We start from the raw sequence: 24,327 nt of genomic DNA on the forward strand, positions 1-24,327 counted from the left end.
GGGCCCGCCTCCCGGAGGAGGCGGGCCCGGCGAGAACGGCGGTCAGTGATCCACGCGAGCCTGCTTGGGGAGGAAGAACCCGATCACGATCGACAGCAGTGCCAGCCCGGCGGCGATCAGGGTGACCTGCTCGGCCCCGGCCAGCGCGTTGGCCGCGGGCTCGCCGGGAACGGTGAACCGGTTGAAGAAGACGGTGCCGAGGACCGCGACGCCGAGGGCGGCGGCGAGCTGCTGGATCGACTCCAGCGCGCCGGAGGCCGAGCCGACCTCGTGGTCGGCGATCTCGCCCATGATGATGCCGAACAGCGGAACGAAGATCATGCCCATCCCGATGCCGAAGACCAGCAGCGGAGCGGCCAGGTGCCAGCCGCCGAGCTCGACGCCCACGGTCCGGAGGACCAGGTACACGCCGGCCATGCCCGCGGTCATGATGCCGAGCCCGATGTGCAGGATCCTGCGTCCCAGCGCGGGGGCCAGCATGCCGCCGCCGGCCGAGCCGATGAACGCGCCGACCGCCATGGAGGCCATCGCGAGGCTGGCGCCGATCGGGCTGTAGTGCAGGCCGAGCTGGAGCAGGAAGCCCAGCGCCAGCGAGAACCCGATGATCGCGATGAAGAAGGCGATGACGAAGACGACGCCGGAGGTGTACGAGCGGCGGGCGAAGACGCCGAGCTGGACGAGCGGGGTGCGGCCCGCGGCGCCGCGGCGCAGCTGGTGGACCACGAAGACGGCCAGGACCGCGACGGACGCGGCGAGGATCGCCCAGATCCAGGTCGGCCAGCCCTGCTCGCGTCCCTGCACCAGCGGGTAGACCAGCAGGCTCATGCCGGCGGCGCCGATCAGCGCGCCGGTGACGTCCAGGCCGCCGCTGCGGTCACCGCGGGCGGAGGGCAGCGCCTTGGCGCCGGCGACCATGGCGAACGCGCCCATCGGCAGGTTGATCGCGAAGATCATGCGCCAGTCGGTGCCGAAGAGGTCGGCCTTGATCAGCAGGCCGGCGACGATTGGGCCGATGATGGTGGCCAGGCCGATCGCCGGGCCGAACACCGCCCACGCCTTGGCCTGGTCCGGGCCGGGGAACAGGTCCCGGATCAGCCCGAAGCTCTGCGGGATCATGATCGCGCCGAACAGCCCCTGGGCAACTCGCGCCGCGATCAGCGTCTCGGGTGAGAACGCCAGCGCGCACAGCAGCGACGCCGCGACGAACCCGGCGGCCCCGATGAGGAGCATGCGCTTGCGGCCGAACATGTCGCCCAGCCGCCCGCCGGTCAGCAGCCCCGCCGCCAGCGCCAGGGTGTAGCTCGCCGCGATCCACTGGAGCGACGCGTACGACCCGCCGATGTCGCCCTGGATCACCGGCAGCGCCACGTTCACGATGCTGGCGTCGAGCAGGTTCAGGAGCGTCGCGGTCAGGATCGCGAACAGTCCGAGCCAGCGCCCGGGGACGGGACGCGCTCCGGCCGGGTCGGAACCGTTGGTCGTCACGGTCGCCGCCGGACTCTCGAGTGTTGCGGTCATCGGGCTTCTCCCTCGCCGTATGGGGGAACGGATCGCTTCGTTCTGGTTCTAGATTAGCAGAACGGAATGCTTCATTCCACTGTTTGGAGGCAGAACTTTCCCCCGCCTTCCCGCAGGTGGGACGGCGGCCGGGGTCAGTCCGGGATCACGGGGGCCGGGGTCGGTCCAGGATCACCAGTCGGCGGCGCCGGCGAAGGAGGTGGGCTTGGGGTCGTAGCCCAGAACATCGCGGGCCGCGGTGATGTCGAGCGTGCGCTCCACCGCGAGGTGGCTGATGGCGTAGCGGGTCAGCCGCGGCGGCTCCGGCCGCCGCGCCAGCATGAACGCGCCCTCGACCGCGGCGGCCACCGGCCGCAGCGCGCGGGCGGGCAGGAAGACCGGGCGGGCGCGGACGCCGCGTTCGGCGAGGATCTCGCGGAACGCGTCGCCGAGCGCGACCGGCTCGGCGTCGGTCACGTTGTAGACGCCGGTGCCGACCGGGCCGCAGGCGGCCAGGAGGCAGGCCTGGACGAGGTTGCCGATCGAGGTGAGGCTGACCGGCGTCGCGCCGGAGCCGGTGGCGGGCAGGATCGGGCCGCGCACCGACGACAGCACGCGCGGCAGCAGGGTGGTGTCGCCGGGCCCGTAGACGGCGTGCGGCCGCAGGACGATCGCCTCGCGGCGGTCGCGGGCGCGCCGCCACGGTGCCCGTCCGTGGCCGCGCATGACGGCCAGGACGGCGCGTTCGGCCGCCATCTTGGACGCGCCGTAGGCGTTGAGGTAGCGCGAGACGGGCGCCTGCCCCTCGACCGCCATGACGGTCGGGCGGTACGGGTCGTAGACGCTGGCCGTGCTGACGTGGACGAAGCGCGCGCCCGGGAAGCTGCGCAGGGTGTTGTGGGTGCCGCCGAGGTTGGTGGCGAAGAACCCGGCCGCGGGGCCCCAGTCGGTGACGCTGCCGGCGCAGTGCACGACGGTGTCGACCACGGGGGCGTCCGGGAGCGGGCCGTGGGTGAGGTCCCAGGATGTGTACGCGGCGCCGCCCAGGTGGCCGGGGGCGACCTGGGACCGCCGGCCGTAGGCCAGCGTCTCGACGCCGTTGTCCATCAGGGCGCGGCACACCGCTCCCCCGACGAACCCCGACGCGCCTGTCACGGCGACCTTCATGCGTCTCCCCCTCGCACCAGCTCACGCAGCCGGTCCCGATCGAGCTTGCGCCCTCGGCCCGACCTCGGCAAATCGGGGAGGACGACGATGCGGTCCGGCAGCGCGTCGTGGTCGATCACGTCCGGCAGCCGGCGGCGCAGGGCGGCGGGCAGGCCGGGGTCGCCGACGACGGCGAGCACGACCTCCTCGTCCCCGGTCCCGGGGTCGGGCAGCCCGACGATCGCCGCGTCCGCGACCCCGTCGAGTGCGGCGATCGCGGGCTCGTACAACCCGGGATAGAGGTTGAACTTGCCGCGGATCAGCATGTCCTTCTTGCGTCCCATCAGTACGAGGCGTCCCGCGTCCAGCCGGGCCAGGTCTCCGGTCGGCAGCCGTTTCAGCGGCTCCTGCCCCAGGTAGCCGAGGCACAGGTTGGGCCCCGCGAGCATGAGCTCCCCGTCGTCGCCGAACGCGGTCTCGACCAGCGGCTCGCCGAGCAGGTCGCCCTCCGCGCCCGACGCGGTGTGGGCGAGCTTGTCCTCCGCCGACGCGATGGCGACCGGCAGGATCTCGGTCATCGCGTACACCGACGACACCCGCGCGTCCGGTGCCGCCGCCACCGCGCGCCGCAGCACCCCGGCGGGCGCCGGGGCCGCGCCCAGCAGGACGTACCGCAGCGTGCCGGGCAGCGCGGGCTCCACGTCCAGCACCTCCGCCAGATGCACCGGAACGCAGAAGGTGTGCGTCGCGCCGCGTTCCCGCAACTGCCGGACGAACGTCCCGGGCGAGGCGGAGAGCGGCGGCATCGACCACCGCGCGCCGGAGATGAGCGTCGGCAGCCCGAGCATGAGCTGGTCGGTGTGCACGACGTCGCCCGGCCCGAGCGGCAGCCGCTCGCGGAACAGGTCCAGCGCGGCGGCCAGCGACGCCTGCGTGTGGACGACCGCACGCGGGTTCGCTGTCGTGCCGGAGGTGAAGATCACCGCCGCCGGGGCGTCGGGGTCGCCGTACGCGCCGTTCTCCGGCGGGGACTCGGGCGCGTCGCCGCGCAGGAGCGAGCCGAACGACAGCGCGCCGCGCGGCACCCCCGGCAGCCACCGACCCACGTACAGGTGCCGCAACGGCAGGTCGGCCAGCTTCGGCAGCAGCAGCCCGCGCCGCCCGGCGTACGCGCGGACGGCACGGAGCCGGCTCGCCGCGTACAGCAGCGACTCGGCGGCCGACCAGCGGGGATCGGCGAGCCGGAGCCGCGCCTCGAACATCTCCGAGCCCGCGCCCGGGTCGGCGAAGACGACCACGCCGCCCGCCGCGACCACGCCCAGCGCCAGCACGAGCGACTCCGGCGACGGCCGTACCGAGAACAACATCCCGTCGCCCGGCTCCAGCCCGTTCGCCGCCAGGCCGTGCCGGACGGCGAGCACCTGCCGCCGCAGGTCGCCGTAGGTCAGCTCGGTCCCGTCGCCCGCGACGAGCGCGACCGCGCCCGGCGTACGTTCCGCCTGCTCCATCAACCGCCGGACGAGCGTCACACCGCCTCCTTCGCGGATCCGCCCGCCGAACGCGCCGGGCCCGCCGAGCCCGCCGAGCCCGCTGAGCCCGCTGAGCCCGCTGAGCCCGCCGAACGCACGACGAGGCGCCGGTACGTGGGGATCAGCACCCCGCGCGCCGCCTCGCGCCGCGTGATCTCCAGGGGCGCGGCGGCCAGCACCGTCCGGACCACCGCGCGGGTCTCGGCCATGGCCAGCGGGTACCCGATGCAGAAGTGCGGCCCGGCGCCGAACCACAACCGCCGCAGCTCGGACGGGTGGGGCCGGTCGAGGTCGAACGGGCCGTAGGCGCGGCAGCAGTTGTACGTCGCGATCAGCACCCGGTCGCCGGGCCCGACCGCGACGCCGCCGATCTCGACCCCGCGGTGGACGCTCCGCAACATCACCGGCGTCGGCGTGGTCACGCGCATCGCCTCGTCGATCGCCCGGTCGAGCAAGCCGTCCGGATCGGCCGCGACCCGGCCCAGCAGGCCCGCGTCGGACAGCAGCGCGATCAGCCGCGGCACGAGCGTGGCGACCGTCTCGGTCCCGGTCAGGAAGAACGCCCCGGCGGCGCCGCGCGCCTCCGCCTCCGACAGGCCGAGCGCGCGCATCCGGCCCATGACCGTGCTCTCGTCGCCCGCCGCGTACGCCTTCGCGGCGATGTCGCCCAGCGGGTCGAGCACCGCCCGCGCCCGGACGACCTGCGCGGGCGAGAACCGCCGGGTCCGCAGCGACACCATCGAGACGATCTCCTCGCCCTGCTCGAAGAGGTGCCGGTAGTCGTCCTCGGTCCCCGCCTCGAGCCCGATGACCTCGCCGATCACCGTGCCCGCCATGACCCGCATCGTGTCGACGAGGTCGACCACGCCGCCGCGCGCCAGCCGGTCCGCCATCCGCCCGAGCGGCTCGGCGAGCACCCGCGCGCACAGCGCGTCGACGTAGGAGGGCGTGAACAGCTCGGTGAGCCGCCGCCGCAGCGCCCGGTGCCCCTCGCCCTCCATGTTGAGCAGCACGGACGGCCCGAGGATCGGCGTCCACAGGTCGCCCGGCGAGCCCGGCCCGTCCTTGCGGAACGTCTCGCCGTCCATGAGGACCTCGCGGGCGAGCCGCGCGTCGTTCACCACGACGCCGAGCCGCGGCACCCGCACGATCGGCCCGCGCCGCGCCAGCCCGCGCAGGAGCGGGTAGGCGAACGGATGAGCCGTCAGGTAGAGCCGCCGTTCCCAGTCCACCCCGCTCACCGGATGTCCACGACGTCGGGCCGGTAGCGGTGGTCGGCGTACCAGCCGAGCGTCCGGACCAGCCCGAACGCGCGCAGCCGCCGCACCGACCCGTGCACCACCACGTCCGCGCGCAGCCCGTACGCCGTGGTGAGCCGGCGCACCTGGTTGACCAGCGCGCGGTCCTCGTGCACGTCCTCGATCCTGGTCCGCGGGAACCCGCCGGCGCGCTCGTACAGGTCGGCGGTGATCGCGACGTTGCAGCCGGGCATCATCACGTACGGCCCGAGGAAGAGCGGGTCCTGGTTGCCGGGCCGGAACCGCCCGAACGTCGCGGCGAGGCCGATCACGGCGGGCAGCAGCCGCCGTTCCCACCACTTCAGCGGGAACTCGTCGGTGCGCGGCCGCAGCGGCCCGCTGACCATCTCGAGCCCGTCGTCGAACGCCCGTTTCACGGCCGCGATCCAGTCCGGGCCGGGCAGGCAGTCGGCGTCGGTGCGGGCGATGTGGGTGGCCCCGGCCGCGATCGCGTGCCGGATCCCCGAGTCGGCCGCCGCGCCGGTGCCCTTCTCCCGTTCCGGCACGATCCGCAGGTCCAGCTTGGGATGGTCGTCGGCGAACGCCCGCACCACCTCGGCGGTCGTGTCGGTGCTGCCGTTGTCGACCACGACCAGCCCGAAGTCGGCGTCGGTCTGCTCGGCGAGCCGCCGCAGCGTGGCGCCGATCGACCGTTCCTCGTTGTACGCCGGGATGACGACCCAGAGCTCCATGGTCACAACTCCGCGAAGACGACGCCGAGGCTCACGCCGCCGGCGAGGCCGACGAGCGCGACCCGGTCGCCCGGCCCGCACCGCCCCTCCTCCAGCGCGGTGGCCAGTTGCAGCGGCAGGGTCACCGAGGCGACGTTGCCGTGCTCGGGCAGCGTCACCACCAGCTTCTCCGCCGGGATGCCGAGCACGGTGCGCAGCACCTCCAGGTAGGGCAGCGTCACCTGGTGGACGGCGACGATCGCGAAGTCGTCCCAGGTCAGCCCGGTCTCGTCGAGGGCCCGCAGGAAGATGTCGGGGCCCGTGGCCAGGAACGCGTCCTTGAGCCGCCGCCCGTCGCCGCTAAAGTAGGAGTGCTCGGGGTCGCGCGGGTGCATGGAGCCGCCGGCCGGCAGCGTGCCGATGTCCCACGCCGACGACACCGCCGCGAAGTCGCGGTGGAACACTCCCGCCGCGGGGCCTCCCGAGGGGGCGGCCTCCAGCAACATCGCCGCGCCGCCGTCCGACAGCGTGTACCCGGCGAAGGCGTCCACGAACTGTGCCCGGTCGCGCACCCGCCAGCGGATCGCGCGCGACGGCGTCTCGCCGGCGCACACCAGCACCCGGGCGTACTGGCCGGTGCGGATGAGCGCCTCGGCGGTCTGCAGCGCGTTGAGGAAGCTGTTGCAGGCGTTCTTGACGTCGAAGACCGGGCAGGTCGCGCCCAGCTTGGCCGCGACGATGTGCGCGGTGGCGGGCTCGATCAGGTCCTGCGACGCCGAGCCGAAGATCAGCAGGTCGAGGTCGGCGGGCGCGACGCCGCGGCCGGCGAGCAGCTTGCGGGCCGCCTCGACGGCCAGGTCCGAGGCCTGCTGGTCGGGGCGCATGACGTGCCGGGAGCGGATCCCCGTCATCCGCTCGACGATCGTGGGCAGCGGCCGGAAGCCGTGCCCGGCGCTCTCGGCGGCGACGCGCGCCTCCACCTCCGCGCTGGTGACCGTGCGTTCCGGCAGGTAGGCGGTCACACCGGCGATTCGGGCTCTCATGGGCAGACGTCCCTCGGGTGTCGTGATCGGCATTCCGTGTGTCGGCATGTCGTGCTGGATCTCGTCGTGCTGGATCTCGTCGTGTTGCAGCCAGCCTCACCGACCACGCCCCCCGCCGATGAGGGAGACCCTACGGAACCCGGGGCAGGAGATCTGCCTCAATCGAGGGTGAGTACCACCACTCATATCAAGTGAGTCATACCGCCCATCCGAGGGCACCCCTGGCCCCGTGCACAATCGACCCGTGACCAGCACGAAGATCAACGACAGGACGGCCGCGGCCCGCCACGAGGCACGCCTTCTCTGGACCGGCAACCGCGGCCTCTACGCACTGCTCCAGGCCGCCCGCCAGGTGGGCCCGATCGCCCGCGTGCCGCGGCTCGGCTGGGTGGTGACCGACCCCGTCCTGGCCCGGCGGGTGCTGAACGACCACGCCGCCTTCGGGATGGCGGGCGAGGGCGGCGTCGGGCACCTGTGGAGCCAGCTCTTCGGGCCCGAGATGGCGCAGTTCTTCGGCGGCGCCCGGCACGCGGAGGTGCGCACCCGGGCCCGCGACCTGTTCACCGAGGACAGCGCCCGCGCGCTGGTCGAACGGTCGCAGGGCGCGCACTACCGCGCGATGGCCCGGCGGCTCGCCGCGGGCGGGACCGTCGACGTCGCCGACGCCACCCGGGTGCTGGCCGGACGCCTGGTCGCCGACCTGCTCGGCCTGCCCGGCGAGGGCCGGACGGACGACTCGTACCGCGCCGTCTTCGCCGCCGGGGAACGGCTCGCCGGGCTGGCGATGGGCACCACGGCCTCCACCCACCTGCCCGCCGAGGTGATCGGCGAGGCGCGGACGATCGTCGCCGACATCACCGTCGGCGTGGACGAGGCGTACCGCACCGCGGGGCCGGACACGATCCTGGGTCGCTGCCGCGAGATGGGCCTCGGCCTGCCGCTCACCCGAGGCCTGGCGACCCTGCTGGCCATCGCGGGCACCGAGACGGGGGCGTCCGGCACCTCCCGCACGGTCGCCCTGCTCCACGACACCGGGCAGCAGGGCCTGCTGCGCGCCGACCCGTCCCTGATGGAGAACGCCGTGCGCGAAGGGCTCCGCGTCGCGACCCCGGCCCCGGTCATCGGCCGCCATGTCGCGCGGGACGTCGCGGTCGGCGGGCGCGACCTGCGCGCGGGCGACCGTGTCCTGCTGCTGACCTACCTGGCCGACAACGGCGCCGGCCCGTTCGACGTCCGCCGCGACTACGTGCCGGAGACCCGGCAGTTGTGGTTCGGCGCGGGCCGCCACCTGTGCCTGGGCGCGGCGGTCGCGCGCACGCAGGTGACCCGGATGCTGGAGACGCTCTCGTCGGACGGCCCCTACCGCGTCGTGTCCCGGCGGGCGGCCCGCCGCGTCCTGGTCCCCACCTACGCGAGCCTCCGCGTACGGCGCGACGAGCGCTAGCCATACGGCGCGACGAGCGCTAGCCGCACGGCGCGACGAGCGCTAGCCACACGGCGCGACGAGCGCTGGCCACATACAGCGCCGGGCGCCGGCCATCCGGAGCGCCGGGCGCCGGCCATAGGGAGCGCCGGGCGCTAGACCCGGGTGACGGTGCCGCAGTCGCCGCCCGTCTGGAGCGGCTTGGACAGGTCGTAGGGATCGGTCGGCGCCCCGGGATCGGCGGCGGACCCGCCGTTCCGCCGGAAGTCCGGGTGGACGTAGCCGTCGTCGGGCGCCGAGCAGTCGACGGGCGCCGGGTTGATGCCCGACCGGTACTGCCAGAACCTCACCGCGCGGCCCTCCCGGTAGACGAAGATCTCGTTGGTCCGGCGCACGATCAACCGCATGAGCGTGCCGGGCCGGCCCGGCTGCTGGATCGCGTAGACGAAGAGGTGGTCGGCCGTGACCAGCGCGCCCTTGCTCCCGTCCCGCTCGGCCGCCTTCACCTTGATGGAGCCGTTCACCTTGACGATCGGGCTCCCCGGCTCGGCCGCGCCAGGAACGATCATGGTCATCCACAGGCGGAGGTTGCCGTCGCCCTTGAGGTTCAGCGCCTTGGTCACGTCCTTGCGCTGGTCGGGCTGGAGGAGCCGGGTGAACGGCTGGTGCCGCCCCTTGAAGACCACGTCGGGATCGAGGTTGCCCGCGACAATCGTCCTGCGGACGAAGAAGTAGGCGAGCTCCATGTCCTTGGCCGACAGGCCGTTCATCGCGGCGGGCTCGGGCGTCTGGACGCCCGCCTCGCCTTCGGCGTACCCCGCGGCCGGTGAGCCCGCGAACGGGTCCTTCGGACTGATCTCGGGCGCACCCGGGGTCTCGCCGAGCCCGCCGCCGGAGCCGTCGATGATGATGGCGCCGTTCCCGCCCGCGCCGCGGCCCAGGCCGGACTGCTCCCAGATCGCGCCGCCGACCACGGCCGCCAGGACCGCGCCGATCAGCACGTACGAGGCGACCTTCGTGCGCCCGGTGGCCCGCCAGCCCGGCCCGGAGGGCGAGCCGTAGAGCAGCTTCTCGGTCCTGCGCTCGGCCCGGCGGCGCCGCCGGGCCTGCCGCCCGCGCCCCGACCGGCCCTGCCGATCCTGCGCCGCCTTGCGGGCGCGCCGCCGCCTCAACCCGCCGGGAGCACGATCGCGCTCGCGGGCGGACGGCTCGGTGAAGGCCGCGCCCTTGACGAAGTCCTCGTCGAATATCGGCTGGTCAGAATCGGGGGCCATGCCAGCTAGGACGCGCGACCGCGGCGAAAGGATCACACGCACGGGTTCCGAGGAAAACTAGAACAAGTTATAGTCACGCTTGGAATGACGTTCTAGAAGGAGACCGCATGGGCACCCCGGTGATCGTCGAAGCGGTACGCACCCCGCTCGGTAAGCGGAACGGCTGGCTGGCGGGCCTCAAGGCGCAGGCCGTCCTCGCACACGCGCTGAGCTCGGTGCTCGACCGCGCCGGCACCGACCCGGCCGAAGTGGAACAGGTTTTCGCCGGGTGCGTGACCCAGGCGGGCGAGCAGGGCGGGCATGTCGGCCGCTACGCCTGGCTGTACGCGGGCCTCCCCTGGCAGACCGGCGTCACCACGATCGACGCCCAGTGCGGCTCCGCCCAGCAGGCCGTGCATCTGGCCGCCGCGCAGGTCGCGGCCGGCGTCGTGGACGTGGCGATCGGCTGCGGCGTCGAGGTGATGAGCCGGGCGCCGCTGGGCAGCAACGTGCTCCCGGCCAGCCCGCGACCGGACGACTGGTCGATCGACATGCCCAACCAGTTCGAGGCGGCCGAGCGCATCGCCCAGCGCCGCGGCCTCACCCGCGCCGACACCGACGCGTTCGGCGCCCGCTCGCAGCAGCTGGCCGCCAAGGCCTGGGCCGACGGCCGGTTCGAACGCGAGGTCGCGCCGATCGAGGCGCCCGTCCTGGACGCCGAGGGCGCCCCCACCGGCGAGACCCGCACGGTCACCCGCGACCAGGGGCTGCGCGAGACGACCGTGGAGGGCCTGTCCAAGCTCAAGGCCGTGATGGGCCCGGACGCCCTGCACACCGCCGGCAGCTCGTCCCAGATCTCCGACGGCGCCGCCGCCGTGCTGGTGATGTCCGAGGAGAAGGCGTACGAGCTGGGCCTGCGCCCGCGCGCCCGCATCCGCGCCCAGGCGCTCGTCGGCTCCGAGCCGTACTACCACCTCGACGGCCCGGTGCAGTCGACCGAGCGCGTCCTGGCCCGCGCCGGGATGACGATGGGCGACGTCGACATCACCGAGATCAACGAGGCTTTCGCGTCCGTCGTCCTGTCGTGGGCGTCGGTGCACGAGCCGGACATGGACACGGTGAACGTCAACGGCGGCGCCATCGCGCTCGGCCACCCGGTCGGCGCCACCGGCGCCCGCCTGATCACCTCCGCGCTGCACGAGCTGGAACGCCGCGACGCGACCACCGCCCTGGTCACCATGTGCTGCGGCGGCGCCCTGTCCACCGCGACCATCCTCGAACGCGCATGACCGAAACCCCGAGCCCGCGACGGCGGCGGCCCGTGCCGGAGGATCTGGGCGACGGCGTCTGGAGCGTTCCGGTGCCGATCCCCGGCAACCCCCTCGCGTACACCCTGGTCTACGCGGTGGAGAGCGAACGCGGGCCGGTGCTGATCGACGCGGGCTGGGAGCACGAGGACGCCTGGTCGGCGCTGCGCGACGGCCTCGCCACGTTCGGCATGGACATCGCGGACGTGCACGGGGTGGTGGTGACGCACCACCACCCCGACCACGCCGGCCTGGCGGGCCGGGTGCGCGAGTCGTCCGGCGCCTGGATCGCGATGCACCACAACGACGCCGAGGTCGTCCGGCTCTTCCGCGGGATGGTCGAGCAGGACGCCGAGCGCAGCTGGATGCGCGGCACGCTGGCCCGGGCCGGCGCCGCGGAGTCCGAGCTGGCCGGGCACTCCAGGCGGGAGCACATCGACCCGCCCGCCGAGCCGGACCGCGAGCTCGCCGACGGCGACCTGGTCGACCTGCCCGGCCGGGCGCTCCGGGTGGTGTGGACTCCGGGCCACTCCCCCGGCCACATCTGCCTGCATCTGGAGGACGGCGACCGGATCTTCACCGGCGACCACGTCCTGCCGCGGATCACCCCGCACATCGGGCTCTACCCGTACGACCTGCCGGACGTGGACCCGCTGGGCGACTTCCTCGGTTCGCTCGGCCGGGTGGCCGGCATGGCGGTGACCGAGGTCCTGCCCGCGCACCAGCACCGCTTCAACGGGCTGGCCGAACGGGCCGAGGCGATCATCGGGCATCACGAGGAACGGCTCACCGAGGTCACCGGGATGTTGTCCCGGGAGCCCGCCACGCTCTGGCAGCTGGCCGCCGGCATGCGCTGGCGCGACGGCTGGGACGCGATGGACCTGTCCTCCCGGCAGATGGCCGCGGGCGAGGCCGCCGCGCATCTGCGCGTCCTGGAGCGCCGCGGAGTGGCCCTGCGCGCGGCCGGGGGCGACCCCATCCGCTTCGTCCGCGCACTCGCCTGACCGGCCCGGGGTTCCCCTTCCGGGCCGGTCTCACTCCTGCGTGCGACGCATGTCACTCTCCCGTCTAGACCCTTGATGAGACTCGAGTCTCATGTTAGAACGTGTTCTATACGAGAGTGACCAAGCAAGCGCTCGATCTAGTCATCGCGTGGCGCGACGCGGTGCGCCCTCCGAGCAGGAATCCGGGCAGAAGGGAGACAGGTGAGCGGACAGGAGGTGAGCCTGGCCGGGCGGGTGGCGATCGTCACCGGAGCCGGGGCCGGGCTCGGGCGGGCCGAGGCCATCGCGCTGGCCGCGGCAGGCGCCCGCGTGGTGCTCAACGACCTGCACGGCGACGCCGTGCGGGCGGTGGCCGAGGAGATCGGCGCGGCGGGCGGCGAGGCCGCCGTGCTCGCCGGCGACATCGCCGACTGGACGACCGGGGAGGGGCTGCTGAAGACGGCCCTCACCGAGTTCGGCTCCCTCGACATCGTCGTCAACAACGCCGGCTTCACGCGCGACCGCATGTTGTTCAACATGTCCGAGGAGGAGTGGGACGCGGTGATCCGCGTTCATCTCAAGGGACACTTCGTGACCTCGCAGCAGGCCGCCGCCTACTGGCGGGCCAAGTCGAAGGAGACCGGCGGGCCCGTCTACGCCCGCGTCATCAACACCGCGTCGGAGGCGTACCTGCTGGGCGCCCCGGGCCAGCCCAACTACGCCGCCGCCAAGGGCGGGATCGCCGCGCTGACCCTGTCGACCGCGCACGCGTGCGGCCGGTACGGGGTGCGGGCCAACGCCATCTGCCCGCGCGCCCGCACCGCCATGACGGCCGGCGTCTTCGGGCCGCCGCCCGAGGACGGCCCCGACCCGCTGTCGGTGGACCACGTGACGCCGCTCGTGACCTACCTGGCGTCACCCGCCGCCGAGCGGGTCACCGGGCAGGTGTTCGTCGCCCACGGCGGCACGGTGCAGGTCATGTCGCAGCCGGTCGTGGCGCACGAGGTGTCGACCGAGGGCCTCTGGACCGCCGCCGGGCTGGCCGAGGCGCTCGGCCCGAAGCTCTGACGAATCCGGGCCTCCCCGGACTCCGAATCTCCCAAGACTCCGCCCCCACCCACCACCGTTTGGATGGACGATGGCCCCTGAGACGCTGGCCCCCGCGATCGACATCATCGACCCGACCATCTACGAGCAGGGCGGCATCCCGCACGAGCAGTTCCGATGGTTGCGGGACCACGACCCGGTGCACTGGCACCACGACCTGAACGAGGGCGTCCCCGGCTTCTGGGCGGTCACCCGGCACGCGGACGTGGTGACGGTCTCCCGGAACTCCCAGCTGTTCTCCAGTCACGTGCGCACCTCGATGTACGAGGAGTTCACCGACGACGAGATCCTGCTCTACGGGATGATGATGTTGTTCCAGGACCCGCCGGACCACACCCGGAACCGGTCCAAGGTCAACCGCGGCTTCACGCCGCGGATGATCAAGCAGCTCGAGGGGCACATCCGCGACATCTGCCACGAGCTGATCGACGAGGTGGTGGAGAAGGGCGAGGCCGACTTCGTCGAGGACATCGCGGCGCACCTGCCCGCGTACGTCATCTGCGAGCTGCTCGGGGCGCCGGTGGACGACCGGCAGCGGATCTGCGACTGGTCCAACCACATCATCGGGTTCGCCGACCCCGAGCTGGCCGGGGCCAAGGAGAAGGCCGCGGTGTTCGCCGGCGAGCTCATGGCGTACGCGGCCGCGCTCGCCGAGGAGCGCATCGCCGAGCCGCGCGACGACATCGCCAGCACGCTGCTCAAGCCGGACGAGAACGGCGAGCGCCTCAGCATCGAGGAGTTCCAGCTCTTCCTGCTCATGCTGATCATCGCTGGGCACGAGACGACGCGGAACGGCTCGGTCGGCGGCATGCTCGCGTTCTTCGAGCACCCCGACCAGTGGGCCAGGCTCAAGGCCGACCGGTCGCTGCTGCGCACCACGCCGGACGAGATCGTGCGCTGGACCTCGCCGATCAACCTGTTCCGCCGGACCGCCACCGCGGACACCGAGCTGGGCGGCAAGCTGATCAGGAAGGGCGACAAGGTCGTCATCTTCTACGGGTCGGCCAACCGCGACGAGCGCGTCATCGAGAACCCCGACGTCTTCGACATCGGCCGCGACCCGAACCCGCACATCGGGTTCGGCGGCGGCGGCGCGCACTTCTGCCTGGGCACGCACCTGGCCCGGCTAGAGCTGTTCGTGCTGTTCGAGGCCATCCTCGACCGCATGCCCGACATCCGGCCGGACGGCGAGCCGCGCCGCCTGCGGTCGAACTTCGTGAACGGGGTCAAGGAGATGCGGGTGCGCTTCACCCCGTCGGCCCGCCAGGGCGCACGTTCCTGAGCTCATCCGGCCCGAGCTCATCCGGCCCGAGGTCATCCGGCCCGAGGTCCCGCGGAGGGGCGGGGACCACCCGCCCCTCCGGCCGTACGCACGCTCCGCCGTCAGGCCCTCCGGCCGTCAGGCGCGGCTGCCGGGCGTGAACTCGACGCGCATCTCCTTGATGCCGTTGAGGAAGTTGGAGCGGAGCCGGCGCGGCTCGGCCGCGAGCCGGATGTCGGGCATCCGGTCCAGGAGCGCCTCGAAGACCACGCTGAGCTCCAGGCGGGCCAGGTGGGTGCCCAGGCAGAAGTGCGGGCCTCCCCCGCCGAACCCGATGTGCGGGTTGGGGTCGCGGCCGATGTCGAACGTGAACGGATCCTCGATCACGCGCTCGTCATGGTTGGCCGAGCCGTAGAAGACGACGACCTTGTCGCCCCGCTTCAGCTCCTTGCCGCCGAGCTCGGTGTCGGCCATGACCGTCCGCCGGAACAGGTTGACCGGGCTGGCCCAGCGCACGATCTCGTCGGGCGCCGTGCGCAGCAGCGACCGGTCGGCCAGCAGCCGCTGCCACTGCTCCGGGTGCCGGAAGAACGCGAGCATGCCGCCCGAGGTGGCGTTCCGGGTCGTCTCGTTCCCGGCGATGATCAGGATGAGCACGAAGAGCTGGAACTCCTCGTCGGTGAGCGCGTGCCCGGCCGAGTCGGGCTTGAGCAGCGCGGTCGCGATGTCGTCGCGCGGCTCGGCCCGGCGCAGCGCGGCGAGCTCGCCCGCGTACGCGAAGATCTCGGCGGCGGTCTGCTTGCCGATCTCGCGCGACCCGGAGAACTCGGGGTCGTCGAACCCGATCATCTGGTTGGACCAGTGGTAGATCTTGTCGCGGTCCTCGACCGGGGCGCCCAGCAGCTCGCAGATCACGTACGCGGGGAGCGGCGCGGCGATGTCGGTGACGAAGTCGGCCTCGCCCTTGTCGGCCACCGCGTCGATGAGCTGGTGGGCGATGTCGCGGACGTGCTCCTCCAGCTGCTTGATCATGCGGGGCGTGAAGCCCTTGTTGACCATGCTGCGCCGCTGGGTGTGGTCCGGCGGGTCCATGTAGAGGATCATCATCCGGTAGAGCACGAGGTCCTCGGGCTCGTTCTCGGCGAGCATCGCGCCCCGTTCGGCCGACGAGTACAGGTCGGCCCGCCGCGACACCTCCACCACGTCCGCGTGCCGGGTCACCGCCCAGAACCCCGGCACCCGCGCGTCGGGGTCGTGGTGCCAGTGCACCTGGTCGTGGTCGCGCAACCAGGTGAACTGGTCGTGCGGGATACCGCCGCGCTCGTAGGTGTCGGGGTCGATGATGTCGATCTTCGGGGCGGTGTGCGGGGCTGATGCGGACTCTGGGGCCACGCGGGCTCCTCTCGGACCGCCGGATCAGGGGCGCGCCGTACCCGGGACCCGACCGATCGCTTGCTCGGCTCTATATCTAGAACGTGTTCTAACATGAGACACAAGTCTCATCAAGGGTTCCGGGCCGGTGACCGGACGTCCATCCGGCCGCCTTTTCAAGGGTGCAACAAGTTCTAGAAATGAGACCCGCACCACATCCCTATGAGCAGGTACATCGCGGCAAACTCGCCCAGACTAGGCAGCCAATCTAGAACTTGTTATATTTTGCCGGATCGAACGGCTCACAGCGGTATCGTCGGCCCGGTGAGCGGGGCCCAGCGGGGCAAGGCGACCATGTCCCACATTCCAACCGTCCGGTAACATCAAGGCCCTGTTGTCTCAACTTCAGTAACGGCAAGCACGAGATGCAGGTTGGCCCCGGAGGTCACACCAGGCACCGGTCGACCGAAGAGGTGGTTCGTGAGCAGGTCCGAGGACGACGCACACCGTGATCGCTTGCGAATCGCCCTGCTCTCCTACCGGAGCAAACCGCACTGCGGCGGCCAGGGGGTCTACCTGCGGCATCTGAGCCGCGAGCTGGTCGACCTCGGCCACGCCGTCGAGGTGTTCTCCGGTCAGCCCTACCCGGAGCTGGACCGTGACGAGATCACGCTGACCAAGATCCCGAGCCTGGACCTCTACCGGGACGAGGACCCCTTCCGCACCCCGGCGCTGAAGGAGTTCCGCGACTGGATCGACGTGCTGGAGTTCGCCCACATGAAGACCGGCGGCTTCCCCGAGCCGCTGACGTTCTCCATCCGGGTCCTGCGCGCGCTCAAGCGCCGCCGCCGCGACTTCGACGTCGCGCACGACAACCAGGTCCTCGGGCTCGGCAACCTCGGCATCGAACGGCTCGGCCTGCCCCTGGTCACCAGCATCCACCACCCCATCAGCGTCGACCGGCGGATCGAGCTGGAGGCCGCCGAGGGCCTCAAGCAGCGCCTCGGCAAGCGCCGCTGGTACGGGTTCGTGACCATGCAGTCCCAGGTCGCCCGGCGCATCGGCCCCGTGCTCACCGTCTCCTCGTCGTCCAAGGTCGACATCGTCAAGGACTTCAAGGTCGACCCGCGCGACATCGAGATCCTGCCGCTGGGCGTCGACACCCAGATCTTCCACCCGCGCGGCCCCCGCGCGGACCGCGTGCCCGGCCGGATCGTCGCGATGGCCAGCGCGGACGCCCCGATCAAGGGCGTCGACGTGCTGCTGCGCGCGGTCGCCAAGGTCGCCACCGAACGCGACGTCCACGTGATCGTGGTGAGCCGCCCGCAGAAGGACGGCCCCACCGAGCGCCTCATCCGCGAGCTGGCCCTCGGCGAGCGGGTGCGGTTCGTGAGCGGCATCAGCGACGACGAGCTGGGCGAGCTGATGGCCTCCGCCGAGATCGCCGTCGTCCCCTCCCGCTACGAGGGCTTCTCGCTGCCGGCCGTCGAGCACATGGCGTCCGGCACCCCGCTGGTCGCCAGCCGCGCGGGCGCGCTGCCCGAGGTGGTGGGCGACGCCGCCGTGCTGGTCGAGCCCGGCGACGTCGAAGAGCTGGCCGTCACGCTTCGCCGCCTGCACGACTCCCCCGAGGAGCGGGCGAGGGCGGGCGAGGCGGGACTGGCCCGGGTGCAGGAGCGGTACGCGTGGCCCGCCGTGGCGCAGGCCACGGTCGAGCACTATCGTGCCGCGATCGCCCAGATGCAGCACCTGCGGCGGGCCGCGGGCAAGAACTGATTCTGCGGCAGGCCGCGGCGCGCCACCGGCCGGTGGCGCCTCGCGGGCCGGAGAACGGCGGAGACGTCCGGCGCGGCGTCTCCCGACGGAAGGAGCACGACCCTGCTGACCGTGGATTTCCAGCGGTTCCGCGTCACCCCTGGTGAGCGCATCCTCGACATGGGATGCGGCGCCGGACGGCATGCCTTCGAGCTGTACCGGCGGGGTGCGAACGTCGTGGCCTTCGACATGGACGCCGACGAGCTGGCCGGCGTGGAGAAGATGTTCGGCGCGATGCGCCTGGAGGGCGAGGTCCCCGAGGCCGGGGCCGCCGAGACCGTGCGGGGTGACGCGCTCGACCTGCCGTTCCCCGACGACCACTTCGACAAGATCATCGCGTCCGAGGTGCTCGAGCACATCCCCGACGACATGCGCGCGATGAAGGAGCTGCTGCGGGTGCTCAAGCCCGGCGGGCAGCTCGCCGCGACCGTGCCGACCTGGCTGCCCGAGCGCATCTGCTGGGCGCTCTCGGAGGCCTACCACACCGCCCCCGGCGGGCACGTGCGCATCTACACGCGCGCCGAGCTGGAGGCCAAGCTCAAGGCCACCGGCTTCCGGGTGGACGGCCACCACCACGCGCACGGGCTGCACGCCCCGTACTGGTGGATCAAGTGCGCGGTCGGCGTCGACAACAACGAGCACCCGCTCGTCAAGGCCTACCACCAGGTCCTGGTCTGGGACATCATGAAGCGCCCGCTGGCCACTCGGCTCGCCGAGCGCGCGCTCAACCCGCTCATCGGCAAGAGCGTGGTCGTCTACTTCACCAAGCCCGCAACGCCGAGCACGCCGGTCGCCGACCGGGAGAAGGCCGACGCGGTGGAGACGGCCGATGCGGTCTGAGGGCCCCGCGCACGTGTCCCCACCGCACTCGATCGTGGCTCCCTCGGTCTCCGGCGTGGTGACCTCGGACGACGTGCTGGCCACCGCGCGGAGCATCGTGGCGCAGCAGGAGGAGTCCGGGGCGATCCCGTGGTTCTCGCCCGTCGAGGGCGTCCCGGGCCACGTGGACGCCTGGAACCACGTCGAGGCCGCGATGGCGCTGACCACGGCGGGGCTCTCCGCCCCGGCGCGGCGCGCCTACGAGTGGCTGCGCTCGGTCCAGCGGCCGGACGGCTCCTGGCCCGCCAAGTGGATCCTCGGCGAGGTCACCGAGCCGGGCGGCGAGTCCAACCACGCCGGCTACGTCGCGGTCGGCGTCTGGCACGAGCTGCTGATGACCGGCGACGAGGCGTTCGCCCGCGCGATGTGGCCGACCGTGCGGCGCGCGATCGAGTTCGTGCTCACCCTGCAGACCCGCCGCGGCGAGATCCTGTGGATCCGGCACGAGGACGGGCGGGACGCCGACCACGCGCTGCTCACCGGCTGCTCGTCGATCTACCAGTCGCTGCGCTGCGCGGTGGCCCTGGCCGAGCACCTGGGCGAGCCGCAGCCGGACTGGGAGCTGGCCGCCGACCAGCTCGGCCATGTCGTGGCCGCGCACCCGGAGGCGTTCGCCGACAAGAGCCGCTGGTCGATGGACTGGTACTACCCCGTCCTCGCCGGTCCCGTGCGCGGCGACGACGCCGCCCGCCGGCTGGCCGCCTCGTGGGACACGTTCGTGGTCGACGGCCTGGGCTGCCGCTGCGTGAGCGACCAGCCCTGGGTGACCGCCGCCGAGAGCTGCGAGCTGGTCATGGCGCTGGACGCCGCGGGCGACCGCGACCGCGCGCTGGAGCTCTTCCGCACGATCCAGCACCTCCGCCACGACGACGGCTCCTACTGGACCGGCTGGCAGTTCGAAAACCAGCGGCACTTCCCCGGGGACCGCTCCACCTACACCGCGGCGGCCGTCGTCCTGGCCGCCGACGCGCTGGAGGGCGCCTCTCCGGGGTCGCGCCTCTTCAAGGAGATCGCCGGGCGGCCGCTGGGCCCCTCGGCCGCGGCCGATCCGGTCGCCTGCGGCTGCGGCCTGGTCTCGGTCGCCAATCCCGTCCGCACCCGCCTCTAGAACGGGCACCACCTGGCGGGGCACGCCCCCCAGAACGGCGACGCCGCCCGGGCAAAGGCGCCCAGGCGGCGGCCGAAGGCCCGCGACGGTCAGCGGGCTCCGTCCTCCGTCAGGCGGTCGTCAGGGGGTCTCCAGCGGGTCGGCGTCACCGACCCGCTCCAGGACGCGCAGGGAGCCCTCCACGCGGCGTTCCTCGAACGCTCCGCTCGCCAGTGCCCGCCGGTAGACGTGGTACGGCGCCTGGCCGCCGTCCGCCGGGTCGGCGAAGACGTCGTGGATCACCAGGGCGCCGCCCGGCGCCACCCAGGGCGCCCAGCCCTCGTAGTCGCCCTGCGCGTGCTCCTCGGCGTGCCCGCCGTCGATGAAGAGCAGCGAGACCGGCGTGCGCCAGAGGCGCGAGACGGTCCGCGACTGGCCCACGATCGCCACCACGACGTCCTCCAGGCCCGCGGCCTGGATGTTCTTGCGGAACGTCGGGAGCGTGTCCATGCGGCCCGTACAGGGGTCGACCAGGGACGGGTCGTGGTGCTCCCAGCCCGCCTGGTTCTCCTCCGAGCCGTGGTGGTGGTCCACGGTGATCACGGTGGCGCCGGCCAGCCTGGCGGCCGCGCCGAGGTAGATCGCCGACTTGCCGCAGTAGCTGCCGACCTCCAGGAAGGTGGCATCGGGCGACCCGTAGGCGACGGCGGTCTCGTACAGCGCCTGGCCCTCGGGGAGGGGCATGAAGCCCTTGGCGGACTTCGCGGCGCGCAGCAGGTCACCGGGCATCGGGGCGGTGGTCGTCCCCGCGGGGGTGGACGCCATGGTCTCTGTCATTGATCTCCTCCGCCGCGCACTTTATCCGTACTCGCACACCTCTGGTCCAGCCCGTCCCCACTCGGGCGCGACGGCACGCTCACCCGGGCGCGTCATCTTGATCCCCCAGATGAGACGCGAGTCTTGCCCGAGCATACTGAAACGTGTTCTACTTTTGCGATGGGCGAGGGCACCCGATCGCCACAGGCGGGCGGGGCGCTCATTTACGGACAGGCTGAAGTAGTGACCGATCCGAACCGGGTTCGGTAAGGTCACCGGCAACCAGGCCCGGAGAAACGGAGAACCAACGATGCCGACCGTCCGAGTCGATCCGCTCGTGTGCGAGGCCAACGCCGTGTGCGTCGGGCTGGCCCCGGAGGTCTTCGACCTCAACGACGACGACGAGCTCACCATCCTGCTGCCGGAGCCCCCCGCGGACCAGCTCGACAAGGTCCGGCACGCGGTCCGTTCCTGCCCCAAGGCCGCGCTCACCCTCGACGAGTAGCGGGCACCCGCCCAGGCCGCCCGTCGTCACGCACCACCCCAAACCACCCCTTCCAGGACGTTGACAGCCCGCTGCCGGCGTCCGCCCCTCAATGTGGAGGCAGCCATGGCACGCGCCGCGGTCCTGCATGCGGTCGGCGACAAGGAACTCGACCTGCGCGACGACGTCACCGCCGTCGACCCGGGTCCCGACCAGGTGAAGGTGAAGATCAAGGCGACCGGGGTCTGCCACTCCGACCTGTCGGTCATGACCGGCGTGCTGCCGATGCCGATCCCGGTCATCCTGGGGCACGAGGGCTCCGGCGTGGTCACCGAGGTCGGCGACCACGTCACCAACGTCCAGGTGGGCGACCACGTCGTCGTCAACTGGAGCCCCGACTGCGGCAGCTGCGCCGAGTGCCTGCGCGGCGAGCCGTACCTGTGCATGACCTTCATCGGGCAGACGTTCACCGAGCCGCGGTTCACGAACGACGCGGGCCCGGTCTTCGGCATGGCGGGCTGCGGCACCTGGGCCGAGGACATCGTGGTGCCCTACCAGGGCGTGGTGAAGATCGCCGAGGACGTGCCGTTCGAGTACGCCGCGCTGCTCGGCTGCGGCGTCCCGACCGGCATCGGCGCGGTCTTCAACACCGCGAAGGTGGCGCCCGGCGCCAAGGTCGCGGTGGTGGGCGCGGGCGGCGTGGGCCTCTCGGTCATCCAGGGCGCCAAGATCGCCGGTGCGTCCACGATCCTGGCGATCGACCCGAACGAGGCCAAGCACCCGATCGCCGAGCGGTTCGGCGCGACGCACACCACGACGCTGGACGACCTCGACGAGACCAAGGGCCTGCTGACCCTGGGCCAGGGCTTCGACTACGTCTTCGAGGTCGTCGGCAAGTCCGCGGCGATCCAGACCGCCTGGGCCGCCACCCGGCGCGGCGGCGACGTGATCGTGGTGGGCGCGGGCGCGGCCGACGACAACTGGCAGCAGAGCGCGTTCTCGCTGCTGTTCGAGGGCAAGAGCCTCAAGGCGTCCCTGTACGGCGGGTGCGACCTCAAGCGCGACATCCCGCTCTTCGTCGACCTGTGGCGGGCCGGCAAGCTCGACATCGAGGGCCTCATCACACGGCGCATCGCGTTCGACGACCTCAACGACGCCGTCCGGGCGCTCAACGACGGCGACGTGATCCGCCAGGTCGTGCTCTTCGACTGAGATCCGCGCCTGAGATCCGCGCCTGAGATCCGCGACTGAGATCTCCTCCCGAGATCCCCGGCGAGATCGTCCCCCGCACCCGGCCACGGTGGTGGCCCGGAGATTTTTCCGAATCGGGCCGGGTGCGGGACTCCGGTGGCGCGCCCGGCGTGGGATCCTGCTGCGGTGTTCGATGGGACTTTCGCGTTCCGGGCATTCACGGTCGGAACGGTCCTCGCCCTGCTGCCCGTGCTCCCGGCGCACGCGGCCGCCGCGGCGGCTCCGCGCATCCGTCACGTCCAGGGCGCGGGCCACGAGTCGCCCCTCTCCGGACGGACCGTCGCGGGCGTCACCGGCGTCGTGACGGCGGTGACGGGCAACGGCTTCTGGATGCAGGACCCCTCCCCCGACCGCGACGACGCGACCTCCGAGGGCGTCTTCGTCTTCACCCGCACCCGTCCCACGGCGGTCGCCGGCGACGCGGTGCGCGTCGCCGGGAAGGTCAGCGAGTTCCGTCCCGGCGGATCGTCCTCGGCCAACCTCAGCCGCACCGAGATCGACGCCTCGGCCACGGTCGTCGAGGCCCGCGGCCGGCCGCTGCCGGCGCCGGTCCTCGTCGGGCCCGGCGGGCGGCGCGCGCCCGGCGCGGTCAAGCGGGCCACCGACGCCTTCGAGCCCGGACGCGACGCCCTCGACTTCTACGAGTCGCTGGAGGGCATGCGCGTCCGCGTCGCCGACCCGGTCGCGATCGGCCCGACCCGCGACGGCGAGATCCCGGTGCTGCCCGCCGGCGGCGCGGGCGCGGGGCCGCGCAGCAAGCGCGGCGGGCTCGTCCTGCGGCCCGACGACCCCAACGCCGAACGGCTGCTGCTCACCGACTCGCTGGCGCCGCTCCCGGCGCTCGACGTCGGCGACCGGCTGCCGGGCCCGCAGGACGGCGTCCTCGACTACGGCTACGGCGACTTCACGCTGCTGCTCACCGCCACACCGCGCGCCGCTGCCGGCGGCCTCGCCCGCGAGACCGCGCGCCCGGCCCGTCCCGGCGAGCTGTCGGTGGGGACGGCCTCCATGGAGGGCCTCAACCCCGACACCCCGCCCGAACGGTTCCAAGCCTTCGCCGCCGACATCGTGGAGGGGCTCCAGTCCCCCGACCTGGTCACGGTGTCGGGCGTCCAGGACAACACCGGCCCCGACGACGACGGCACGGTCGTCGCCGACCAGACCGTCGCCGAGCTGATCGCCGCGATCAGCGCCGCGGGCGGGCCCGCCTACGACTGGCGTTCGATCGCGCCGCGCGACAACTCCGACGGCGGCGAGCGGGGCGCCAACAGCCGGATCGGCTTCCTCTTCCGCACCGACCGCGGGCTGGGCTTCGTCGACCGGCCGGTGCTCGACGGCGCCGAGGGCGCTGACGGCACCGGGGGCGCCGGCGGCGGTGACGCCACCGGGCTCGACGACCCGGCGGGCCAGGCCGCCGCCGAGCGGGCCACCACGGCCACCACCGTCCTCAAGGAGGACGGCGGGGCGCGGCTGTCGCTGAGCCCGGGCCGGGTCGCCCCGGGCGACCCGGCGTGGGGCGGCACGCGCAAGCCGCTCGCGGCGGAGGTGACCTGGCAGGGCAGGCGGCTCATCGTCATCGCCAACCATTGGTCGCCGCGGAGCGGCGACGACCAGCCGGTGTTCGGCCGCCGGCAGCCGCCGCTGCGGCCGACAGAGTGGCGGCGCGAGGCCCAGGCGCGCGTCGTGGCGAACTTCGTCAAGTCGCTGCGCGCCACCGACAAGGACGCGGGCGTCATCGTCGCGGGCAACCTCAACGAACGCGACTTCGCCGCTCCCGTCACGGTCCTGACCGAGGGCACCGGTCTCACCGACCTGCCCGCCACGCTTCCGCAGGACGAGCGCTACACCGCCGTGACCGGTGGAAACTCGCAGGTGCAGGACCACGTCCTGCTGAGCCCGTCGCTCGGCGGACGCCCGCACGAGTTCGACGTCGTGCACCGCGCGTCCGAGTTCGCCGACCGGGCCGGCGACCACGATCCGGCCGTCGTGCGCATCGAGTTTGGGCACGCCCCATAGATCGTCACAGAGCCCCACCGAAAAGTGCCGGTGTTTCCTTTTGTCCGCTGTGGGCACCGCTCAGGCGTCAGTCAGCACATTGGAAGGAGA

General features: G+C 72.7%; 20 protein-coding genes. 11 read left to right on the forward strand and 9 right to left on the reverse strand.

The annotated features are described in order from the left end of the window. Nucleotides 1–42 precede the first annotated feature (42 nt). From ABZ810_RS30335 to ABZ810_RS30360, 6 genes are all read right to left on the reverse strand, one after another. The gene (locus ABZ810_RS30335) at nt 43–1,518 is read right to left on the reverse strand and encodes an MFS transporter (protein WP_358409160.1); all 1,476 of its coding nucleotides are present in this window, start codon (nt 1,516–1,518) and stop codon (nt 43–45) included. Between the two features lie 171 nt (nt 1,519–1,689). Then, nucleotides 1,690–2,664: an NAD-dependent epimerase/dehydratase family protein gene (locus ABZ810_RS30340; protein ID WP_358409161.1), complete on the reverse strand. Its 975-nt coding sequence runs from the start codon at nt 2,662–2,664 to the stop codon at nt 1,690–1,692. Beyond that, nucleotides 2,661–4,172 carry a class I adenylate-forming enzyme family protein gene (locus ABZ810_RS30345; RefSeq protein WP_358409162.1) on the reverse strand — a complete coding sequence of 504 codons (1,512 nt, stop codon included), beginning with the start codon at nt 4,170–4,172 and terminating at the stop codon, nt 2,661–2,663. The genes ABZ810_RS30340 and ABZ810_RS30345 overlap by 4 nt, the downstream gene beginning before the upstream one ends. Further along, the gene (locus tag ABZ810_RS30350) at nt 4,169–5,413 is read right to left on the reverse strand and encodes a cytochrome P450 (protein WP_358409163.1); all 1,245 of its coding nucleotides are present in this window, start codon (nt 5,411–5,413) and stop codon (nt 4,169–4,171) included. Before ABZ810_RS30350 ends, ABZ810_RS30345 begins: the two co-directional genes overlap by 4 nt. Next, the gene (locus ABZ810_RS30355; protein ID WP_358409165.1) at nt 5,410–6,162 is read right to left on the reverse strand and encodes a glycosyltransferase family 2 protein; all 753 of its coding nucleotides are present in this window, start codon (nt 6,160–6,162) and stop codon (nt 5,410–5,412) included. Before ABZ810_RS30355 ends, ABZ810_RS30350 begins: the two co-directional genes overlap by 4 nt. Nucleotides 6,163–6,164: 2 nt before the next feature. After that, nucleotides 6,165–7,184, reverse strand: a complete 1,020-nt coding sequence (locus tag ABZ810_RS30360) for a ketoacyl-ACP synthase III (RefSeq protein WP_358409167.1) — start codon at nt 7,182–7,184, stop codon at nt 6,165–6,167. 244 nt (nt 7,185–7,428) lie between these two features. On the opposite strand from ABZ810_RS30360, the gene ABZ810_RS30365 reads away from it, so the two are divergent. Beyond that, the gene (locus tag ABZ810_RS30365) at nt 7,429–8,628 is read left to right on the forward strand and encodes a cytochrome P450 (RefSeq protein WP_358409168.1); all 1,200 of its coding nucleotides are present in this window, start codon (nt 7,429–7,431) and stop codon (nt 8,626–8,628) included. A 134-nt stretch (nt 8,629–8,762) separates the two neighbouring features. Here the strand turns inward: ABZ810_RS30365 and ABZ810_RS30370 are convergent, their stop codons facing one another. Continuing rightward, the gene (locus ABZ810_RS30370) at nt 8,763–9,881 is read right to left on the reverse strand and encodes a hypothetical protein (protein WP_358409170.1); all 1,119 of its coding nucleotides are present in this window, start codon (nt 9,879–9,881) and stop codon (nt 8,763–8,765) included. A 107-nt stretch (nt 9,882–9,988) separates the two neighbouring features. Between ABZ810_RS30370 and ABZ810_RS30375 the strand changes: the two genes are divergently transcribed. The 4 genes from ABZ810_RS30375 (at nt 9,989) to ABZ810_RS30390 (ending at nt 14,539) form a co-directional block, all read left to right on the forward strand. After that, nucleotides 9,989–11,149, forward strand: a complete 1,161-nt coding sequence (locus ABZ810_RS30375) for a steroid 3-ketoacyl-CoA thiolase (protein WP_358409172.1) — start codon at nt 9,989–9,991, stop codon at nt 11,147–11,149. Further along, complete coding sequence (locus ABZ810_RS30380; protein ID WP_358409173.1) at nt 11,146–12,171, forward strand: MBL fold metallo-hydrolase; 1,026 nt, start codon at nt 11,146–11,148, stop codon at nt 12,169–12,171. The genes ABZ810_RS30375 and ABZ810_RS30380 overlap by 4 nt, the downstream gene beginning before the upstream one ends. Nucleotides 12,172–12,372: 201 nt before the next feature. Continuing rightward, entirely contained in the window at nt 12,373–13,218 is an 846-nt protein-coding gene (locus ABZ810_RS30385; RefSeq protein WP_358409175.1) for an SDR family NAD(P)-dependent oxidoreductase, read from the forward strand. A 70-nt stretch (nt 13,219–13,288) separates the two neighbouring features. Next, nucleotides 13,289–14,539: a cytochrome P450 gene (locus ABZ810_RS30390; protein ID WP_358409177.1), complete on the forward strand. Its 1,251-nt coding sequence runs from the start codon at nt 13,289–13,291 to the stop codon at nt 14,537–14,539. A 117-nt stretch (nt 14,540–14,656) separates the two neighbouring features. Here ABZ810_RS30390 and ABZ810_RS30395 read toward each other — a convergent pair whose 3' ends face one another. After that, nucleotides 14,657–15,910 (reverse strand): cytochrome P450, encoded by a 1,254-nt coding sequence (locus tag ABZ810_RS30395; RefSeq protein WP_358409178.1) that lies wholly within the window; start codon nt 15,908–15,910, stop codon nt 14,657–14,659. A gap of 501 nt (nt 15,911–16,411) precedes the next feature. On the opposite strand from ABZ810_RS30395, the gene ABZ810_RS30400 reads away from it, so the two are divergent. The 3 genes from ABZ810_RS30400 (at nt 16,412) to ABZ810_RS30410 (ending at nt 19,691) form a co-directional block, all read left to right on the forward strand. Further along, nucleotides 16,412–17,665, forward strand: coding sequence for a glycosyltransferase family 4 protein (locus ABZ810_RS30400; RefSeq protein ID WP_358409529.1), 1,254 nt, complete (start codon nt 16,412–16,414; stop codon nt 17,663–17,665). Nucleotides 17,666–17,767: 102 nt separating this feature from the next. Continuing rightward, nucleotides 17,768–18,544 (forward strand): methyltransferase domain-containing protein, encoded by a 777-nt coding sequence (locus ABZ810_RS30405; RefSeq protein WP_358409531.1) that lies wholly within the window; start codon nt 17,768–17,770, stop codon nt 18,542–18,544. Next, nucleotides 18,534–19,691, forward strand: a complete 1,158-nt coding sequence (locus tag ABZ810_RS30410) for a prenyltransferase (RefSeq protein ID WP_358409180.1) — start codon at nt 18,534–18,536, stop codon at nt 19,689–19,691. Before ABZ810_RS30405 ends, ABZ810_RS30410 begins: the two co-directional genes overlap by 11 nt. A gap of 120 nt (nt 19,692–19,811) precedes the next feature. Here the strand turns inward: ABZ810_RS30410 and ABZ810_RS30415 are convergent, their stop codons facing one another. Next, nucleotides 19,812–20,507: a class I SAM-dependent methyltransferase gene (locus tag ABZ810_RS30415; RefSeq protein WP_358409181.1), complete on the reverse strand. Its 696-nt coding sequence runs from the start codon at nt 20,505–20,507 to the stop codon at nt 19,812–19,814. A gap of 289 nt (nt 20,508–20,796) precedes the next feature. Between ABZ810_RS30415 and ABZ810_RS30420 the strand changes: the two genes are divergently transcribed. The 3 genes from ABZ810_RS30420 to ABZ810_RS30430 all read left to right on the forward strand — a co-directional run bounded on the left by ABZ810_RS30420 (nt 20,797) and on the right by ABZ810_RS30430 (nt 24,237). Continuing rightward, entirely contained in the window at nt 20,797–20,991 is a 195-nt protein-coding gene (locus ABZ810_RS30420) for a ferredoxin (RefSeq protein WP_358409182.1), read from the forward strand. Nucleotides 20,992–21,096: 105 nt separating this feature from the next. Then, a complete protein-coding gene (locus ABZ810_RS30425) occupies nt 21,097–22,182 on the forward strand; it encodes a Zn-dependent alcohol dehydrogenase (protein WP_358409184.1) in 1,086 nt (361 codons plus the stop codon). Between the two features lie 165 nt (nt 22,183–22,347). Further along, nucleotides 22,348–24,237, forward strand: coding sequence for an endonuclease/exonuclease/phosphatase (locus ABZ810_RS30430; RefSeq protein WP_358409185.1), 1,890 nt, complete (start codon nt 22,348–22,350; stop codon nt 24,235–24,237). The last annotated feature ends 90 nt before the right edge of the window (nt 24,238–24,327 follow it).

The sequence above is a fragment of the Spirillospora sp. NPDC047279 genome, from assembly GCF_040643285.1.
Lineage (GTDB): Bacteria > Actinomycetota > Actinomycetes > Streptosporangiales > Streptosporangiaceae > Spirillospora.

Bases quoted from the DNA above. Each gene is read 5' to 3' on its own strand.
- ABZ810_RS30335 (WP_358409160.1), bottom strand. From the start codon at position 1,518: ATGACCGCAACACTCGAGAGTCCGGCGGCGACCGTGACGACCAACGGT.
- ABZ810_RS30340 (WP_358409161.1), bottom strand. From the start codon at position 2,664: ATGAAGGTCGCCGTGACAGGCGCGTCGGGGTTCGTCGGGGGAGCGGTG.
- ABZ810_RS30355 (WP_358409165.1), bottom strand. From the start codon at position 6,162: ATGGAGCTCTGGGTCGTCATCCCGGCGTACAACGAGGAACGGTCGATC.
- ABZ810_RS30360 (WP_358409167.1), bottom strand. From the start codon at position 7,184: ATGAGAGCCCGAATCGCCGGTGTGACCGCCTACCTGCCGGAACGCACG.
- ABZ810_RS30370 (WP_358409170.1), bottom strand. From the start codon at position 9,881: ATGGCCCCCGATTCTGACCAGCCGATATTCGACGAGGACTTCGTCAAG.
- ABZ810_RS30375 (WP_358409172.1), top strand. From the start codon at position 9,989: ATGGGCACCCCGGTGATCGTCGAAGCGGTACGCACCCCGCTCGGTAAG.
- ABZ810_RS30380 (WP_358409173.1), top strand. From the start codon at position 11,146: ATGACCGAAACCCCGAGCCCGCGACGGCGGCGGCCCGTGCCGGAGGAT.
- ABZ810_RS30390 (WP_358409177.1), top strand. From the start codon at position 13,289: ATGGCCCCTGAGACGCTGGCCCCCGCGATCGACATCATCGACCCGACC.
- ABZ810_RS30410 (WP_358409180.1), top strand. From the start codon at position 18,534: ATGCGGTCTGAGGGCCCCGCGCACGTGTCCCCACCGCACTCGATCGTG.
- ABZ810_RS30415 (WP_358409181.1), bottom strand. From the start codon at position 20,507: ATGACAGAGACCATGGCGTCCACCCCCGCGGGGACGACCACCGCCCCG.
- ABZ810_RS30420 (WP_358409182.1), top strand. From the start codon at position 20,797: ATGCCGACCGTCCGAGTCGATCCGCTCGTGTGCGAGGCCAACGCCGTG.
- ABZ810_RS30425 (WP_358409184.1), top strand. From the start codon at position 21,097: ATGGCACGCGCCGCGGTCCTGCATGCGGTCGGCGACAAGGAACTCGAC.